Raw genomic sequence first — 18,344 nt, 5'->3', positions numbered from 1 at the left:
CTCCCATTCAAGATAACCCAATAACAAGACACACCAACTACGTCCGTATTGTTCCCAAATAAAGACATGCGAACAGCCATGTCCCCCAGCACAGGGACAGGCAACATCTTACCAAAACTGGTGCACAGTAAAACGCTTGTCGAAATGACGGTGCGCCTTCTGGAGTCACCAATTATGTAGTTGGGTGCGCCATCTTTTGGCTAATCACCGTGGTGACTCCATCTCCACGCATGGTCACGCCATAAAGCGCGTCAGCCACTTCCATGGTCTTCTTCTGGTGGGTGATCACGATTAGCTGGGAAGATTCGCGCAACTCTTCGAAGATGGTGATCAATCGTCCTAAGTTCACGTCATCCAGTGCTGCTTCAACTTCGTCCATTACATAGAACGGGGACGGCCGGGCCTTGAAGATGGCGACAAGCAACGCCACTGCGGTGAGGGAGCGTTCTCCACCAGAGAGGAGGGAGAGCCGCTTGATCTTCTTGCCGGCAGGGCGGGCTTCGACTTCAATACCAGTAGTTAGCATATTGTCGGGGTCGGTCAGCACAAGCTGTCCCTCGCCGCCGGGGAACAGGCGGTCAAAAATTCTCTTGAATTGGGTTGCAGTGTCGTTATAGGCCTCGGTGAACACCCGTTCAACATGATCGTCAACGTCTTGAATGATTTGTTCTAGGTCTGCTCGGGATTTCTTCAAGTCCTCAAGTTGCCCGGAGAGGAACTTGTGTCGTTCCTCCAAGGCAGCGAACTCCTCCAGGGCCAGGGGGTTGACCTTGCCCAGTGCGCCCAGATCGCGTTCGGCCTTCTTCAGCCGCTTTTCCTGCTCCACGCGGTCAAAGGGTTTGGTTCCCACAGGATTGCCGTCCTCGTCAACACTCTGACGCAGTTCGGCCCATTTATCCTCCGGATCAAACGCTTCGGGAATCAGCTGATCAGGACCGTAGTTCTCGATCAAGTATTCCGGGGTATACCCCAGTTCCTCTAGCGCGCGGTTTTCAACGTTCTCAATGCGCATCCGCAGTTCGGCGCGCGCCATTTCATCACGATGCGCGACATCCGATAGACGCGATAATTCCGCTGAAAGTTTCTCAACCTCGGCACGCTGGCTGGTGAGCAGCTCCTCGATCTCGTTCTTGTGTTCCTGCAGCTCACTGCGCTCACTGTCGGCCATCTGGACAGAGACATCAATGAACTGCAGGATCCGAGTCGCTGCGGTTTCCACCTGGGCGGCGTTCGTTGCCTGGGCACGGCGCTCTTCGGCCCTCCGTGCAGCTACTTCGCGATGGATCCGTTCGGCTGCTGCCGTGCGTTTGAGTCCTTCGATACGGGAGCGCAGGGCCGTAACGCGCTCTTCACTGCTGCGCAGTGCCAGGCGCGCTTCCAGTTCCTGTTGACGTGCGGCAGCGGCCGCATCCGCCAAGGCAGCCCGCGACGCATCATCAACGGATTCGTCTTCGTGATCTTCGGACGCCATCTCCATGCGTTCGGTGATCTCTTCGAGCGATTCCCGCTCGATGCTCAGCTTTTCCTCCGCCGCAACAATTCTTGCGCGTAGGGTCTGACGCTGTGCCTCGGCATTGCGCAGCTTCTCCCCCAACTCGGCCAGATAACTGGTGAGCTCGGTAATGCCCGCGTCGGAATCCCGCAGGGCAGCGAGCGCTTCATCGTGAGCGCATTCAGAGGCGTGAAGGGCCGGTTCCCGCTCGGCGAGTTCACGTTCCAGACGCTGCAGTTCTGAACTTGTTTGGCTCAGTTCCGTTTGGGTGGATTCGATCAGTGCCTGCTGGGCAATTAGGGAAGCACCTGCGCTGTTGCCCACGGAGCTACGTGCCGCGGATACGTTGATTCCGTCAAAAGTGGTGAAGCAAGCATCCGCATGTTGGAGTGCCATTTCGCGGGCGGTGTTCAAGTCCTCGACAACGTAGTGGTCGGCGAGCAGCCGGTCCAGTAGCGAGGCGATTTCTGGGCGGCTGGTCACGACCTCGCGCGCAGTGATGAGACCGTCGATGCGGGGCACTACTAACCCACCGTTGGCCGATACATGGATCAACGAGACGTTCGCTTCTTGTTGATCGGAGAGTTCTTCGATCAAGTCCAAGGCACCGGTAAAGTCAGAGGCGACGAGTGCCTCGGAGCTATCCCGAAGGATGGTTGAGATGGCCTTTTCATAGCCGTCGGCCGTGGAGATCAGTTCTCCTAGCCGTCCCAGCAAGAGCTCGCCGTGTGCTGCGAGGAGTTCTGTTGATGAATCGTCCTGGGCGTTCAACTTCAGCGCTTCGAGGCGCGAGGTGAGCCCGGAAACCCGAACGGATAGTTCACGCTCCCGCTCCGAGGCCACGCGTTGCGCATGCTGTAGGGCATGGAGCTGCCCCGCGGCGTCCTCATACGCATTGTTCAGGTCCTCTTCGGCCTCCTGCCGTTCCGCGAGTTCCTGGGACAAGGATTCAAAGGATTGGCGGTCGGCGGCAAGGTTTGCGTCAAACGACTGGTCACTGTCCTTGAGCCGGACGATTACTGCGCTGGTGACATCCACTCGGCTTCGTGCGGAGGCGACCTGGGAAGCTAAACGTGCCATGCCTTCGCGGCGGTCGGCTGCCGCGCGCAGCAGGGAGGCCATTCGCTGTTGTTCAGCGCGTGCGGCTTCTTCGGCGGTTTCCTTTGCCTCGACGGCTTCAGCGAGGATCTCATGACGGTCCTCAACGGCTTCTTCTAGTTCGGCGAGTTCGTCACCCAGCCGCTCGGCTTGGGCGTCCAAACGGTCGGGGTCCCGGTTGCTGTCGAAGTGCGTTGGGTTTGATGCCAGCAGTGAGGAGCGTTCTCGCGCCAACGCGGCCATGGACCGGTAGCGCTCCTGCAGGGTTGTGAGGCTAACCCAGGTTTCCTGGATTCTGGCAAGACGCGAGGTGGCCTGCGATAGCTTCGCTTCGAGGTTCCCCACATACTGGCGTGCGTGCTCCAGCTGGGAACTGGTCTCCCGCTGCGCAGCCTGGATTTTAGCTTCGTCGTTGATGTCTTGGGCCAACTTGTTGTTTAGCGTCACCAGGTCATCAGCAAGCAGGCGTGCCTTGGCATCGCGCACCTCCAGTTGAACGCTTTGGGCACGACGGGCGATTTTGGCCTGGCGTCCCAACGGCGCCAATTGTCGGCGTACTTCCGCACTCAGGTCTTCCAGGCGGTCCAGGTTTCCCTGCATGGCCTGGAGCTTGCGCAAGGTCTTTTCCTTACGCCGGTGGTGCTTGAGCACTCCCGCGGCTTCTTCAATGAAACCGCGCCGGTCTTCGGCAGTGGCATGCAGGATTCTGTCGAGCTGCCCCTGGCCTACAATGACGTGCATTTCGCGACCGAGCCCGGAATCGGACAAGAGTTCCTGAATATCCAATAGGCGGCAGGAGTTTCCATTGATCGCGTATTCTGAACCCCCGGACCGGAACAACGTGCGTGAGATCGTGACTTCGGCATAGTCGATGGGCAACTGGCCATCGGTGTTGTCTATGGTCAGGGAAACGTGGGCACGACCCAACGGTGGACGTCCGGTGGTGCCGGCAAAAATGACATCCTCCATCTTGCCACCACGCAGCGTTTTGGCTCCCTGTTCCCCCATCACCCACGCTAGCGCGTCCACCACGTTGGACTTCCCGGACCCATTGGGGCCAACCACCGCAGTGACACCCGGTTCAAACTCAAAGGTCGTCGCCGAGGCAAAAGACTTGAACCCGCGTACGGTAAGTGTCTTTAGATGCACGGTGAAGGATTCCTGAGTTCTGTGTTGGGGTTATAGGCTGGTGCTGGCTCGTCAAGAACCACGAGAGGCTTGGTGAGACAATTCTATCGAAGCCCACCCCGCAACCAGGGGAAGCGGCGCGTAGGACTGCATGAAAGTAAGCGAAGAGATTGGAATCCAAGTGAGCGTTCTTTCGCAGATTGAGCAATGGCCGGCCGACAATGCGGTCAGCACCGTGATCGATGGTTCCGGGCAGGTGCTTGATTCTGTCGGTGACCTAAACCGTAAGTACCCTCTGGCCTCGGTGACCAAGTTGCTGAGCGCCTATGCCTTCCTGCTTGCCCTGGAAGAAGAAGCCATCAGACTGGACGACCCTGCGGGCCCCGAAGGCTCCACGGTGCATCACCTGCTGGCCCACACCTCCGGCTATGACTTCGACAGTGAAACCATCCGCTTCAAGCCAGGCAGCCGCCGTGGCTACTCCAATACCGGGTTCGAGGTGCTGGCTGAGCACCTGCAGCGTTCCAGCGGCATTGCCTTTACGGAATACATTTCAGAAGCGCTGTTCCTCCCATTGGGAATGAACGACACTACGTTGGATGGCAGCAGCGCCAAGGATGGGATCTCGACAGCCGCAGATCTGTCCCGATTTGCGGCGGAATTGCTCACCCCCACCCTGTTGGCGTCAGAAACGTTGGAGAACGCCACCTCAGTTCATTTCCTGGACAGGATCGGCATCTTGCCCGGCTATGGACGCCAAGAACCCAATGATTGGGGACTTGGCTTTGAGATCCGCGGAACCAAGAATCCGCATTGGACCGGCAAGGATCATCCGGCGACGACCTTCGGCCACTTCGGCCAATCCGGAACTTTTCTCTGGGTTGACCCTGAGCACCGGCTGGCCTGTGTCACACTGACTGATAAGGCTTTCGGCCCCTGGGCTGCCGAGAGGTGGAGCGATTACAACAACGGAGTATTGCAGGAGTTCTCGCGCTGAATCGGCAGGATGTCTAACGACGGCGGGGGCGAGGCTGGCAGACAGGGCAGGTGAATGAGGAACGCCCCATAAAGGCGTCGCGACGAATCAATGAAGTTCGGTCATTGTTGGCACAGCGAGCACATTCTCTGCCCTCCCGGCCGTAGGCGTTGAGCGAGCGGTCAAAATATCCGCTGGCTCCATTCACATTGACGTACAGCGAATCGAAGCTTGTGCCCCCGGCGTCCAGTGCGCGAAGCATTACGTCCCGCAGAGCGGCATCCAGCCGCTCAACTTCTGCCCGTCGAATCGTCGCGGTATTCCGGAGTCCTGAGAAACCAGCTTGCCACAGTGCCTCATCCGCATAGATGTTCCCCACACCCGCGATCACTGTTTGGTCGAGAATGGCTCTCTTGACTTGAGTAGTCCGTCTGCGCAGGGCAGCGTAAAGGGACTCGGTGGTCCGGAACGGATCCAATACATCTCGGGCAATATGGGAGGCCGCTGCTGGGATGAGGTCAAGGTCGCTCCCCTGGCCGCCAACTCCCCCATCGGAAGTGCTGACAAGAGGCGAGAGGAACATACCGCCAAAGATCCGCTGGTCGATGAAGCGCAGCTCCCCTGGTTCTTCGCCGCGGGTGCTTAGCGATAGACGCACCTTCAAATGCTTTTCATCCGGTGCTTCAGGTTCCTCCATCAGCAGCTGTCCGCTCATTCCCAGATGCGCCACGAGCGCAGCGGGTGCTGGCAGCCCAGTCAGGTTCATCCAGAGGAACTTGCCCCGGCGAACCACTGCATCAACGCGACATCCCTGAAGACTTGCTACGAAGTCTTCGGCACCGTCCAGGTGCCGTCGCACGGAGCGTGGATCTAGGACTTCGACCGTCTCGAAATTGCGACCGCGGACCCAGGTTTCAAGTCCGCGTCGAACTACTTCGACTTCCGGCTGTTCAGGCATAGCGAATTGGCGATCCTTAGAGCTGTGGCAAGGCCTGATTCGGATGCATTAGCTTCCAACTAGCCCTGGCGGCTTCCTGTTCCGCTTCCTTTTTGGAAGGCCCCTGCCCCTGGCCCAGCTCGCGCTCTCCAATCCACAAAGTGGCCGTGTAGCTGCGGGCGTGGTCCGGACCGGTTCCCGTGACTTCATAGAGCACGTCCCCGAGTTTGCCGCCAGCTGCTTCTTCCTGGATGACCGTCTTCCAGTCAGTGGCGGCTCCGAGCAGTTCACCATCCTCAAGCATCGGCGTCACCAAACGCAGGATGAGCTCCTTGGCAATATCCATCCCATGATTGAGGTACACGGCGCCAAAAATGGCTTCCATGGTATCGGCCAAAATCGAGGACTTGTTTGCCCCGTTAGACTGCTTCTCACCACGACCCAGGTAAATGTGCTGGCCCAGCGCGAGTTGCCGGCCAACCGTAGCCAACGCGCGAGTGCTGACGACAGCCGCGCGGCGCTTCGCAAGATCCCCTTCCGGCAGATGAGGCAGCTCATCGTAGAGATACTCGGCGATGCTGAAGCCCAGGATGGAGTCGCCCAAGAACTCTAGACGCTCATTGGTGGGAATCCCGCCGTTTTCATAGGCGTAGGAACGATGGGTTAAAGCAAGACGAAGCGTCTCGGGGTCAATAGTGACCCCGAGACGCTTCAGAAGTTCTTCTTCAGAAGACATATTTAGACGTCTGCGACCTTGCGACCCTTGTACTCAAGGAACAGCTCGGTACCGGCCGAGTCGGTAACGACCTTGGCCTGGTGCGGCAGGCTGTAGGTGACTCGACCGTTTTCAACGGTCTTCACCAGGTTCGGTGCGGTAGCCTTCCACTGAGAACGGCGGGCACGAGTATTCGCACGGGACATCTTCCGCTTTGGAACAGCCACGACTACTTCTCTTCTCTCTCGTCTGACGTTTTACTTTGTGTCGCATCTTCTGCGACTATGTCGGCCAGCTGCGCAAGCGCTGCCCAACGAGGATCAAGGACCTCATGGTGATGCCCAGGATCCTCGTTAAGGTTCTTGCCACATTCGCTGCAAAGCCCTAAACAATCTTCCCGGCATACCGGCTGGAACGGCAGGGCGGTCACCACTGCGTTCCGCAGTACCGGGTCAAGGTCGATGAGATCATCGACAACCCAGTACTGGTCTACTTCATCGTCTTGCTCGATCTCGGCATTCTCTTCATAGTAGAAGAGCTCCTGGATATCAGCATCATAATCATACTCGATGGGCGTCAGGCACCGGCCGCATTCACCGGCGATTTCCACGGTGGCTACACCAGAAACCAGAACACCCTCATGTACGGATTCGAGCCGCAGGTCCAAGGAAACCTCGGATCCTTCACGAACACCAATGAGTGCGACGCCCACTTCAGCGGGCGCGGGTACATGCTCAACGATCGTTGTCATTGCTCCGGGCGCCCGTCCAAGCTCCTTGGTTGAAATAACCAGAGGCGAGCTGCGATCGGGCTCACCGTGCGGCGACCGATCAGAACGCTTTTCGCTGATGATAACTCCTATTGAACATAGACCGACATTTAACCCTAGCGCGATCTTTAGCGCTAGACAAGTTCAGTGATGCACGTCAACTTCGACTACTAGGCGTTAAAGCTCAAATGAAGATTTCACGGGAAGAAGCTGACTCAAGCGAGCAGGGATGACCTTCTTTATAATCTCGCGCTCTTCGGGGGAAACGGCCTGCGAACCATCATTTACGACGATGCACTGCGTGTGTCTTTTTCTGATGATCCGGTCCAGTCGATCCAATGCCCCCGAATCAGCGGGATCAATGTAATCATAACGAATCTTTCCGGGCACGGCGGCACCGACCGCCAATGCGTAATTAAAATAGAACGAACCGGCAAACGCTACATCGTCTAGAGACCGAAACTTTGTTGCGCTAACGCGTTCAGAAATGTCGGCAAATTCCTGCTCAATCTTCTCCAAAATACTTCGATTAAACGCATACGGCGTATGAAAGAACTTTCGATTCATCATAGGAAACCCCCTAGAATGCAAAATTGTTCGCGCATTCTTGGCTGCCACCGTCGACACATTGTCTTGATCCGATAAATCCTTGAAATCTACCAAAGCTTTCGAATAAAACACCTTAGTCACCCCGCTCGGATGAAAAAAGGTATCCGGAGAGACGGGTGCCGTCAGGATCATGTCATCATTCAGATACAAGAAGTGTTCAGCGAGGCCATCTATACGGTGTAAGTTTGCTTCAATCGCATGGGAATTGAATACCGGAAGATCTGCCGGATCCTTCCAAATTGCCGAATGATCAATAACTTTGAGCCTGTTGTTTTCCTTGACTTGTAGCCACTCTGGCGTCTGACGGTCCGTGACAAGAAAAATCTTACGAATCCAGGGTGCATACTGTTCGATTGCCCTTAAGCAATATTTCAACTCATCGAGTGGCTCAAATCTAGACGCATCCGTCGCGTCCTGGACCAACCGCTCCGTCTCAAGGCCAAGAGCAGCATTTTTCCGCTTCAACCAATTCTTGTCGTTACCATCTACCCAAGTGATTACTGCGTCAACTGGGCAGGAAAAATGATGACCGGAGGCTCCATTCGCTCGAGCCAGGGCATCCAAGAACTCGTTATGACTTGCTTTTGGGTTAGGAAGTTCTACGCATTTCGGGTTCCATATCTCACTCGTGATTCCACCGTTCGCATCGCTGACCCGCCAACGTACTACATCGACACCTTGCGCCGCCCCAGCGAAGAAGAATGATTCTACTGAAGGAGCAACATACTGAAATAGTCGAACACCGTTTATCTTACTGGTATCAGAACCCATGGCATGCAATAATTCGGTGGAACTTGACGTTTTGCCATTATCATTGAGTATCTGATAATACCAGTGCTTGAAATCGACAGCGTTCACTATATTACGAATAAATCGATCGAAATCATCGGTCATTATATTCAACTGCATGGAGCCCGAAGGATCAACATTCAACACCCAATAGTCGATAGCACACGATTTCAGTGCCATCTCTAGCTGTTCGAAGTTACTTTTAGATACATCAGGAAGCGACAAGGAAGAAGCGGTTAGTCCTAATCGGAAGCCCTCAGGGAGCTTAAGAAGGGTAGAATGTTCACGAAAATCACTTGAGACAGCTCGCGTAAATAGCGTCTTAACTGAAGCAAGACCAGGAGCGAGTCGCGCGCCGATTTTACTACTGGCCGATGTCAACACACGCTTTGCACTTCTTTGCACCGATTGAAAATTTCGCATTTTTCTCACTCCGTCGAATCCGACGATTCTTTTACAGTCAATGAAGTCGACCCAATCTCATCTTGGACCGGATATGGGAAACGACTACGGAAGAACTGATCCATCATCCCGTCAATTTGCTCCCCTGTATAGACAGGGTTTTCACCCTCGCCAAACGTAACAACATCAAACCGTTCACTTTGTTGCAACATGGACAGCTTAGCTTGAATCCCTTCATCTGCCATCGAGCAGAACGCATAACGTATGCTCCCAGGTATGTATTCATTTACGAAATATCCATAATGCTGAGCAAACGAGGACAGCAAGGATATATCGGTAGGACTGCGGAATCTAGAGGCTCTGACCGTTTTGAAAACCTCAGGATATTGAGACTCTATCTCTGACAGCACCGATCTCCGGTGGGGATATGGCGTGTGTAGCATGCCACGAGTAATTACTTTGCCGAAGTCCCTAAATAGGATTTTTCTATTATTGCGCGCCGCCCACATGTGAGGTTCATTCTCAGCACTATTCGTATCAATTTTTACCGAGGACATGAAAAATTTGGCCGCACCGTTGCCGTGGAAATAGGTACGCGGATCTTGCATGCGCATAAGGAGGGTATCGTCGTTGAAATATAAGAAGTGCTCCGCCAATCCTGGCACCCGGTGCAAGCAAGCTTCTATGGCATGCGAGTTAAAGACAGGTAGGACCGACTTGTCAGGAAAAATGTCGCTGTGTGTAATAACTTGTATGTCGGATTCTTCCGATAGCCATGTCGGATATTGGTCTGCAGTAACTACGTATATATTACGTATCCAGGGCATAAATGTACGTACGCTCCGTATTGAATAACGTAACTCATCACGGTTCTTGAATCGCATAGACCCAGTTGCTAAAGGGTGTGAACCGTTTTCGAGAGCGTCGTAATGGTCCTTAGTCCGACGCCAGTTCTGATCACTATCATCAACCCACGTATACACTGCATCAATCGGGAAGTTAATTTCGTCCCAAAGCGGCGCTTCCGGCAGGACACTGCCCCGAAGGAAGTCATCGTTCAACAACCGATCGACACCTGGATTGGACCTGGGTGCCACGTACGCATCTTGGTCAATAGACCATACTTCTATGTCTACAGCGAAAACTGAACCGAAGGTAAAGCGACGAAGTTCGTCCGAAATCGGAATGAATACCCGGAAAACATTTGCCAAATCACGGTCGTACTCGGAAAGTTCATCGACACCAGGGTGCCAGTCTTTCGTAGACAATCTGGAATTTCCCTTCATGGCCCTCACACATACACCCTCCTGGGGTGACCGTGACAATGCCTGAAGAAGTCGCAGACTGTCCTCTTCCCGAATCGCTAAAGTCTGCCTGTAGTAGCTGTAGGACGGGATTTCAACAGCACAGATTTCAGCCCGCATTAGCAAACCTTTAACGAATTTCTGGTTCACGTCCTGAGCGAGTTGAGCGGATAAGCTACGCGGCTCCACGATACGGACGTTGAAACCCTTTTTTGCATTTTCAGTTCCGTTAAAATCGAGATCATCAGGGAGCGTAACTGTTTCATTTTCACGCGATCCTCGTAAAATCTTAAGGTTAGCTTCAACGCGAGGTTCACTCGGTGTCCTTCGCTGGGCCAATTCTGAGTACAGCTTTTCCCATTCATCAAGAATACTCTTAGGGCTGTACTTCTTCGCCGTCTGAATTGCGGCAGACGACATTTTCGCACGACGTTCTGTATCGTCTGCAATCGAAGCCAGTGTCTGGGCGAAAGCTTCGGTGTCATTGAGTGGTACGAGCAAACCGTCTATACCATGAGTAAGAATGTTCCTCGGCCCAATCGGACAATCGTAAGCAACGGTAGGAACACCTGCTGCAGACGCTTCGAGAATTACCAACGGTTGGCCTTCGCTTCTGGACGTCATGGCGTGAATTCCCGCTTCGGCCCACTCAGCGGTTAAATCGGTTACACCAGTGATGATCTCGACGGAATCGTGGAGATTCAGTTTCCCAATTAACTCTCTGAGTTTCGTCTCACCCGGTCCCTCACCGAATAGGCGCAGAGTCCAGTCTGGATGTCCCGCCTTAAATAGAGAAAAGGCCTCAAGTAGCTGATCAAACTGTTTGCCAGGCGCGAAACGTCCAGCAGCCATTACAATCGTCGAGTTACTTGCTGCTCGCGGGCGTAGAACATCAGGAATAGAGTTCGGAATGACAGCGCTGACGAACCCGTACTCTGGGAAACGGTCCCGGATCCATTCTGCATTTTCGTTGTTGAGCGAGATTATCGCGTCTACGTCGTGAACGACGTTTGCAAGAGGCGTAATGCCGACACCTCGTCTCATGCTTGCTCGATGCTCTTCGGCAACCAACATCGTCCCTTCTGGGAGGAAATATGATGCAAGCATTGCTAACGCTGGCGTGGTAGTAACGACTGCATCCTCGCGGAGGCCGCCAATTTTCTTTCGACAAACAATGTCGGTTAATTTACTGTACTGGTTGTCCCAAGCATGCGATATTAGGGTTGAAGGTGCCTTGCTTAAGCGTTCTGCTTGTTCATCCGACAACATGCCCGTCAGATCTTTACCTTCAGAATCCAACCAATATGTAACCTTGATGTCATCCGGCATAATTCTGCTGAGGCGCCCGTTAGTCCGGTAAATACTGTAAATCGATATTTCGTAACCGCGATCACGCAAACCTACTGCTTGCGACTGGATCGCATGTTCCGTTCCCGCGCTCGTGTCGCCTGTGGTTAGTATGAATGCGATCTTCATGCTGCTTTGAGCCCTTTCTTCACAATTTTCAAGGCCAAGTGGCCGTCTTTTGTCCAGTAGACCTTGGCCCTTGCGCTCGCGCCTTCGTCTCCCATCCAGTACCAGGGATATTGCATAAGTCTCCTCGGCTCTTCCGAAGCGCTTCCCCAGTACTGGAGCCTACGACCGCTGTTGGAACCGAGTCTGCAATCCCATAGCGTTTCGCCATCGGGTAGACACAAAAGCGTTTCGGAAAACTCACTAACCGAAAAAACACTTGCTCCGTTCTGCAAAAGGCTTCCACGCACCGTATCTTTTGAACCGCGACGCGTAAAGAGCAGTTGCTGTCCCAAATTTTCCTCGTCTAATATCTCTATCGAATCACTTCGCGTTATTACAGATATCTTCTTCGGTAGGCGTTTTATTTCCCTTTGGAGCGTCATCGCATACGCAGGTGAACGGAGTATATATCGGGAGATAAAACCCGAAAATTTGCCCTTTTTGTTAGCGAGTCCTATAGGTAGCCCCACACGATATAATTTGCCACTACTGTCCAGAGCTTCGATCCTGTAGTTAGCACCAGTAGGAACATGCACCTCACAATGGAGGCTGCCACCTACGGATCCACAGATCTTAACGGAGGGCGCCATCAATTTTTTATCTTGACTAACAAGTTTGACGGACTGTATCTTGTCCGAACTAGAATCAGGACGCCCTGCGAGCAGAAAACTGAGTTTTCCGGCCGAAGACCATGCATAGTCTGTGACCTGCAATGAGCTGGCTATTGTGTGTTGGCTTCCCAACTTCTTTCGCGGCCTCCTAGGTACGCATTCACGACCACTGTCGTAGTCGTGCGGACTGTTACCCAATTTTAGTACCACTTGCATCCGTATCTGAAACGGAGCCGGTTCGAGTGAATTACTAGAGAGTTCGAGCCGGTCACTCGTTCTTAGAAGGACTTCGCGCCATGACCAGCAAAGTCGCGTCTTGATACAACCTCTGCCGTGCAACACAGGGGGTCTGGTGCAGGAGTAGGTGACATCGAACATAGCTAGCCGAGGAGGCTGGCATGAAAGGATGCCACTATGCCCAAGCCCTTCCGCAAGGAGTTCGGCAATGAGGTCGTGCGCGTCGGGATGAACCGCGAGGCCGGCGTCTCGATTGCGCAAGTCGCGAAAGACTTTGGCGTCCATGTCGGACCCTCGGCAAATGGCTGTAAGAGGCCCGCATCGAGTCTGGCGAGCAGTCTGGCCAGACGAAGTCAGAGTCCGCGGAACTGCGCGAGCTGCGCAAACCCAACCGGCTCCTCGAGCAAGAGGTAGAAGTCCTGCGCCGCGCGAGGGCGTATCTGTCACAGGCTCATCTGCGGGGAACATGATGTACCCGCTCGTGACCGAGCTCGCCGAAGACGCAATCCCCGTCGCGGTGTCGTGCCGGGTACTCAAGCTCGCCCGCCAGCCGTATTACCGCTGGAAGAAGAATCCCATCATGCGGCGCGAACTCGACGAGGCGTACCGGGCAAACGTGTTGTTCGACGCGCATCGCGAGGACCCCGAGTTCGGGTACCGGCTCCTGGCTGAGGAGGCCCGCGTTGAGTATAGCGAAGTAATGTCAGACCGAACCGCATGGCGGACTGCCTCGTCGAATGACTGGTGGAGCGTGTTCGGGAAGAAGCGCGGCAAGAACGGCACGATGCCCGGATCCGCCGTTCACGACGACCACTGCGTCGTTATCGACGAGGACGGTCGTGAACGCCATCAGTTCGTCGCAGACAGGGCGAACCAGCTCTGGCACCGGTAATCAAACGCCTACTCAGGTTCTATCTTATGTGCTGTTTCTTCCGGCGGCTGGAGAAGCGAGTATATTGACTTTCGCTATCAAAGAGTAAATGGTAAAGAGAAAATTCATGGCTAAATCTCTAAAAACTACTTCTCGAACGACGAAGACACCGGGAACCGCGTACTCATAAACTCATCCACGACCTGTGAACGCTGATTTTCATCGACGGTTGATAGAACTTCGTTTATACAGAACATATCCAGATCGATGTTGCGTGCAAGACGTAGCATGTCCAGATGAAAGCGATCCGACCCGAGGTCCACATACTGGTATTGGACCGAGGTGGGGTAACCCATGCCCAGGCGGGCGGCGTACTGATGTGCGAGCGAGGAGGGAATAGATAGGTCGGTCGCGGACCGGAAACGATGCGTGGCGATCTCCGCGATTCTCGGTCCGAGGTCTTCGTGGATCCGACGGTGGACCGTCAAGCGCTGCGGGTGCGCAACATGCTGGAACTTGCGGGAGGCGGTGCGGCTGAAGCGCTCCAGGATGACTTCGCGGTTATTGGCCGCAGCCTGATTGATCGGCAGTCCGGGGTTCTCGGCCTGTGCGAAGTGTCCCTTAGTGAGGCAGTACTTAGCCTGACCCGCGGGACCGAAGAACGTGTTGGGGTGCAGATACCGCCCGAAGAACACGTCATCATTTACGTACAGGAAGTGTTCACTGAGTCCCGGGATATTCGGTAGCTGCGATTCGATGGCGTGCGAGTTAAACGTAGGCAGGCATCGGTCAGGATTGCTGAAGATTTCTCGATGATCCACGACGGTTAGCCGGGGGTGCTCCTCGGCCAGCCAAGCGGGGCGTTGACCAGCGGTGACCAGGTAGATCTTATCGATCCAAGGCAGGTTCATCTCAAGGGAACGCAGCGAATAGCGCAGTTCGTCACGGGAGGCAAATCGTGCCCGGTTTACCGCGCTGTCCCCGGCTGGACGGCCCGCGGCGCGTAATTGGGCCTGGTAAGCACTGTTCCAGACGGGGTCGCTGGCATCCACCCAGGTGTAGACCGCGTCCACCGTCCCGGTGAAATCCTGCGCGTCCACCAGCGCCTCCAGGCCTCCAGGGAACGCTTGCCAAACCGCCCCGCATCCGCGCAAATCGGCAACGCCCCCGGTCGGCGCGGTAGCGACGCTGACACTCCAGGCCGCCGCCGCGGCGTTCGAGTGGGCGTGGTGGAGCTTCTGAACCACCAGCCCGGTGGACCGCAGGGCGTCGCGCAGGCGTTCCCAGTGACCCGAGTGAATTGTGAACGGCAAGCCCGGTCCCGCTCGGTCGAATGCGATGCCCAGGTCGGCGGCGATGCGCGTAGAGACACGTTCGGCATCCTTGCGCAACTGCATGATGGTGTAAGTCACGTCACTGGACGGGGCCTTCAGCGTTGCCTCAAGCATGCGGCGTACCAGCGGCTCGGGCAGGTTGCGCCCGATCTTCCCCCGCCATCCTGCTAGCATTTCGAGTACCTACCTGTTCTAGTCCTGATCGGATGCAACCGCCGTGGGATGAATGGATCCCGTCAACCTCAGCACGGCTAGCTCAGCTCCTTGACGATCTGGCTCAGCGTATCAAGGGTGTTCTTTAGCGACTCCACATGGCGTTCATCAAACTCGCTGAGCACGCGCTTCATCTCAGTGGTGGATATCCCCGAAGTGCGTGGCAGGTAGAAGACCTCCACTAGATCCTCAAGGTCGTCGAAGCGGCCCTTCCAGTCCTCGCCGATACCGAAGACGTTCACGTCGTATTTGGCGATATCGCTGCGCTTTTGACCCCACGTCATTTCAGGGATTGCCTCGTCGACGTAACGGATGGAGCGTACGATCTCGATACGCTGCTCGAAGGGCACGATTGGTCGTTTGCCTTTTAGGGCGTTGAACTCGTCGGTGGAGACTCCCACAATGAGCCGTTCGCCTTTTTCCTTCAGCCGTTTGAGCATGTTTAAGTGGCCGATGTGGAACAGGTCGAAGGTCCCGTAAGTCAATACGGTTTTCATTTTAGGTTCGCCTTTCAGACATCGCGGCTGATTCTCCCAATCTAGTCGGTGCGCTCGCAAACGCTAAATCAGATGAGCGGTGGGCGACCGGCCAGGCTCATGCGCAGGATCGTGGCCCAGCGGATTTTCCGGCGCGGCTGCTGGTACCAGGGGCTGCCCTTCCAACCAGCCTTCCAACCGGAGAGGTACTGGCGCACAGCCGATTTGTTCCGACGGAGCCGTAAACATTCCACCATTGCCCAGTCCACGGTGTACAGCCAGCGGAACGGCAGGGGCAGGTTGCGGCGCGCCAGCCAGACGCGGTTGCGCGCGTTCAGGCGGTAAAATTCGTCGTGTCTCCGAGGATCGACCACGGGATGCCCGATTCTCATATCGCCCGCATACCACGCGTATCTACCCGTGTCCCAAACACGCCATGCTAATTCGATGCCCTCGTGGGCGTACCAGAAGCCACCCGCCCATCCTCCGGTTTCTTCGAAAACCTCGCGGGGCATAACCAGGCACGTTTCTCCGACGTGGAATACCTTGCTCGGTACTTCAGCAGATCGCTTGTTCAAGCGCGGAATCCAACGTGTAGGATCATCGTCACGTTCTGGGTCGGTGATTCTAGGCTGTAGTAGCCCCATGCCCGGATGGAGGCGGAATCGTTCAATGGCTGAGGTTAGAAAATTATCTTCAAGGAACCAGGAATCATCATCAAGGAAGCATAGGAATTCGCCTGAGACCATCGGTACACCGGCGTTACGTCCGGCCGGAATTCCCAGATTCTCTGGAAGGAAAAGAGTCCTGATCGAGGCGGGGATTCTTTCAGGGTCCCATCCATTTCCCACCACCACCGCATCGATATTTACGCCTTTCTGGCTAAGAAGAGAGTTGAGTGCACGCTGTAATTCGGCTGGTCTCCTCCCCATAGTCAGAATAACTACCCCCACCGACGGTGGCACTGCATGCATCACGTTCCCCTCACGACTCTTAGTTATTTTAGGCTTTTCTACTTAAGGCGTGAAGACGCCATTGAAGAGATGAAGTGCCCAATGTTCACTAGGAATGTGGCTGGCAGAAGGATCCAAATCACCCATTTCTCCCCCAACCCCGGTTGGCCGAGAAAGACTGACACCACGGCGCTAAAGAGTATCATCAGGCTAAGCTCCACAGCGTGCAATAGCTTATGAAAAGGGAGAAATTTGGCCATGGCACGCAGCCGACCGATGAGGCTGGTTGTCGGTACCGCTCGCGCTTCAGCGGTATCAGGCAGCTTGCCTAACCCACCCATTCCACGTGCGGCATGAACCATCAACGATTGAGAGCGGTTCAATACGAGTAGTACGGCCAAACACGCTGCCATGAATAGAGTGGGCCACGCCTGGGAGATCGTCGTTCCATTAGCAGAAAGTTCCCGGAATGCTCGATACCCTAACGCAAGGGGAATGAAGGCTTCGGTAGTGTGATGGCCGACCATGTCAATAAAGATGCCTTTGGGAGACTGACTCGATCTCCAACGGGCTACCTCACCATCCGAGCAATCAAAGTAAAGCTGCAACTGCGACAGCAAGAGTGCCAAAACCGGCCCCCATATGCCGGGGATCAGGAGCGCCAATGACATGCTCCACCCAGCGAGAATCATCAGGCCGGTGACTCCGTTGGCCGTAATTCGAGTGCGCACCAAAACAGCGGTTAGATAGATGGAGACATGCCGAAGGTACAGTTCGGCGGTCCAATGTTCAGCATTCCGCCGCGAGCGGACCTCAGGGGGCTGACAAATCTCGCGTAGTTGCTCGAGCGTTGGATTCTTTGGTCGCTCAACGTCCATGGTTCACTCTGCCTCTATCAACAGTCTTTCCCGCACCGAGAAGCAGTCCGCGCACATACCCAAGAGCCCAGGGAAAGTGAATGGCCGGGAATACCGCCCCTGTGAGAAGCCTTTCACTCGTTCTTGGGGCCTGGCCTCGCATTCCCTCACATACAGCTAGTCCTCCGTAAACATAGGGAGCAGCAGAAACCAAGTTCAAAAAACGCCTCGCGCTGGACGGCCCCGATCTTTTGACCAAGGGCCGCATTAAGTTTGCGACGACGCCAGCGGTTACACCGACTACCATCAGCGGCGGTATTACATGACGCAATGATTTTCCATCGCGGTATCGGCGAGCAATTTCCGCTCTCCAGGTACCGGAGGCAAATGACTGGGAAACCAGAGCACGGAAAGTGTCACGCGGATAATAACCTACTTTCAGCTCCGGATCGAACCAAACTCTGTAGCCCGCTTCCCTGATTCGGTGGCAGAGCTCCCAATCTTGAGCTCGTAGCATGGACTCATCGTAGAATCCCACTTCGTCGAAAACTTCGCGCCGGAAGATGCCTAGATACGCAGACTCGGCAGGACCTTCGGGTGCACCTGAATGGTAAGCGGCGCCACCAAAACCAAAGCGCGAATTGTAAGCCGCAGCGATGGCACGTTGGAGTGGAGTCCTGCCGCGAGCATCCATCAACCCTCCCACATCGTGCGCTTGGGCCCGAAATAACGTCTCGACCCCTCGACGCGTGTAATGCTCCGGCAACTCACTGTGGGCATCGACGCGAATGATGACCGGATAGCTCGAGGCTCGTATCGCCAGATTCAACGCAATTGGCGTTCGCCCCTCCGGATTTTGCACGAGAACGATACGCTCGTCTGTCTCCGCAAGGCGCTGAGCGACCTCGTTGGTTCCGTCCACACTTGGCCCTAGAGCAATAATCAGTTCCTTTGCCCCTGGGTAGCTCTGGTCAAGAATTGAACCAACGGCATCTACTAAATAATTGGCCTCATTGAGCACAGGCATGACGTATGAAACACCTGGAAAATTAGTCATA

15 protein-coding genes are annotated in these 18,344 nt (G+C 55.0%); 2 read left to right on the top strand and 13 right to left on the bottom strand.

Annotated elements, in window-relative coordinates:
* Positions 1-172 precede the first annotated feature (172 nt).
* Entirely contained in the window at positions 173-3,739 is a 3,567-nt protein-coding gene (smc, locus tag FDN03_RS14755) for a chromosome segregation protein SMC (RefSeq protein WP_138178362.1), read from the bottom strand.
* A 130-nt stretch (positions 3,740-3,869) separates the two neighbouring features.
* On the opposite strand from smc, the gene FDN03_RS14750 reads away from it, so the two are divergent.
* The gene (locus tag FDN03_RS14750; RefSeq protein WP_138178361.1) at positions 3,870-4,715 is read left to right on the top strand and encodes a serine hydrolase domain-containing protein; all 846 of its coding nucleotides are present in this window, start codon (positions 3,870-3,872) and stop codon (positions 4,713-4,715) included.
* Positions 4,716-4,728: 13 nt separating this feature from the next.
* On the opposite strand, the gene mutM is transcribed toward FDN03_RS14750, so the two are convergent.
* The 7 genes from mutM to FDN03_RS16460 form a co-directional block, all read right to left on the bottom strand.
* A complete protein-coding gene (gene mutM, locus FDN03_RS14745) occupies positions 4,729-5,652 on the bottom strand; it encodes a bifunctional DNA-formamidopyrimidine glycosylase/DNA-(apurinic or apyrimidinic site) lyase (RefSeq protein ID WP_138178360.1) in 924 nt (307 codons plus the stop codon).
* Between the two features lie 16 nt (positions 5,653-5,668).
* The gene (gene rnc, locus FDN03_RS14740) at positions 5,669-6,367 is read right to left on the bottom strand and encodes a ribonuclease III (RefSeq protein ID WP_138178359.1); all 699 of its coding nucleotides are present in this window, start codon (positions 6,365-6,367) and stop codon (positions 5,669-5,671) included.
* Between the two features lie 2 nt (positions 6,368-6,369).
* The gene (gene rpmF / locus FDN03_RS14735; protein ID WP_013348816.1) at positions 6,370-6,573 is read right to left on the bottom strand and encodes a 50S ribosomal protein L32; all 204 of its coding nucleotides are present in this window, start codon (positions 6,571-6,573) and stop codon (positions 6,370-6,372) included.
* 2 nt (positions 6,574-6,575) lie between these two features.
* Positions 6,576-7,097, bottom strand: a complete 522-nt coding sequence (locus FDN03_RS14730) for a YceD family protein (protein WP_138178358.1) — start codon at positions 7,095-7,097, stop codon at positions 6,576-6,578.
* 195 nt (positions 7,098-7,292) lie between these two features.
* Positions 7,293-8,936: a Stealth CR1 domain-containing protein gene (locus FDN03_RS14725; protein WP_138178357.1), complete on the bottom strand. Its 1,644-nt coding sequence runs from the start codon at positions 8,934-8,936 to the stop codon at positions 7,293-7,295.
* Between the two features lie 5 nt (positions 8,937-8,941).
* Positions 8,942-11,695, bottom strand: a complete 2,754-nt coding sequence (locus FDN03_RS14720) for a stealth conserved region 3 domain-containing protein (protein WP_138178355.1) — start codon at positions 11,693-11,695, stop codon at positions 8,942-8,944.
* Positions 11,692-12,027, bottom strand: a complete 336-nt coding sequence (locus FDN03_RS16460; protein WP_171021277.1) for a hypothetical protein — start codon at positions 12,025-12,027, stop codon at positions 11,692-11,694. Before FDN03_RS16460 ends, FDN03_RS14720 begins: the two co-directional genes overlap by 4 nt.
* A 1,021-nt stretch (positions 12,028-13,048) precedes the next feature.
* Here FDN03_RS16460 and FDN03_RS16615 point away from each other — a divergent pair.
* On the top strand, positions 13,049-13,474 hold the full coding sequence (locus tag FDN03_RS16615) for a hypothetical protein (RefSeq protein WP_212743919.1): 426 nt from the start codon (positions 13,049-13,051) through the stop codon (positions 13,472-13,474).
* 125 nt (positions 13,475-13,599) lie between these two features.
* On the opposite strand, the gene FDN03_RS14700 is transcribed toward FDN03_RS16615, so the two are convergent.
* The 5 genes from FDN03_RS14700 to FDN03_RS14680 all read right to left on the bottom strand — a co-directional run bounded on the left by FDN03_RS14700 (position 13,600) and on the right by FDN03_RS14680 (position 18,343).
* A complete protein-coding gene (locus FDN03_RS14700; protein ID WP_138178349.1) occupies positions 13,600-14,961 on the bottom strand; it encodes a stealth family protein in 1,362 nt (453 codons plus the stop codon).
* Positions 14,962-15,038: 77 nt separating this feature from the next.
* A complete protein-coding gene (locus tag FDN03_RS14695) occupies positions 15,039-15,497 on the bottom strand; it encodes an adenylyltransferase/cytidyltransferase family protein (protein WP_054820475.1) in 459 nt (152 codons plus the stop codon).
* Between the two features lie 68 nt (positions 15,498-15,565).
* Positions 15,566-16,450 carry a glycosyltransferase gene (locus FDN03_RS14690; RefSeq protein WP_138178374.1) on the bottom strand — a complete coding sequence of 295 codons (885 nt, stop codon included), beginning with the start codon at positions 16,448-16,450 and terminating at the stop codon, positions 15,566-15,568.
* A gap of 38 nt (positions 16,451-16,488) precedes the next feature.
* Positions 16,489-17,307 carry a CDP-alcohol phosphatidyltransferase family protein gene (locus FDN03_RS14685; protein ID WP_138178347.1) on the bottom strand — a complete coding sequence of 273 codons (819 nt, stop codon included), beginning with the start codon at positions 17,305-17,307 and terminating at the stop codon, positions 16,489-16,491.
* Positions 17,297-18,343: a glycosyltransferase family 2 protein gene (locus FDN03_RS14680; RefSeq protein ID WP_138178345.1), complete on the bottom strand. Its 1,047-nt coding sequence runs from the start codon at positions 18,341-18,343 to the stop codon at positions 17,297-17,299. The genes FDN03_RS14685 and FDN03_RS14680 overlap by 11 nt, the downstream gene beginning before the upstream one ends.
* Position 18,344 lies beyond the last annotated feature (1 nt).

The sequence above is a fragment of the Glutamicibacter sp. V16R2B1 genome, assembly GCF_005774635.1.
Lineage (GTDB): Bacteria > Actinomycetota > Actinomycetes > Actinomycetales > Micrococcaceae > Glutamicibacter > Glutamicibacter creatinolyticus.
The sequence above is the reverse complement of the archived record's forward strand: the minus strand, read 5'-3'. Positions and strand labels throughout refer to the sequence as shown.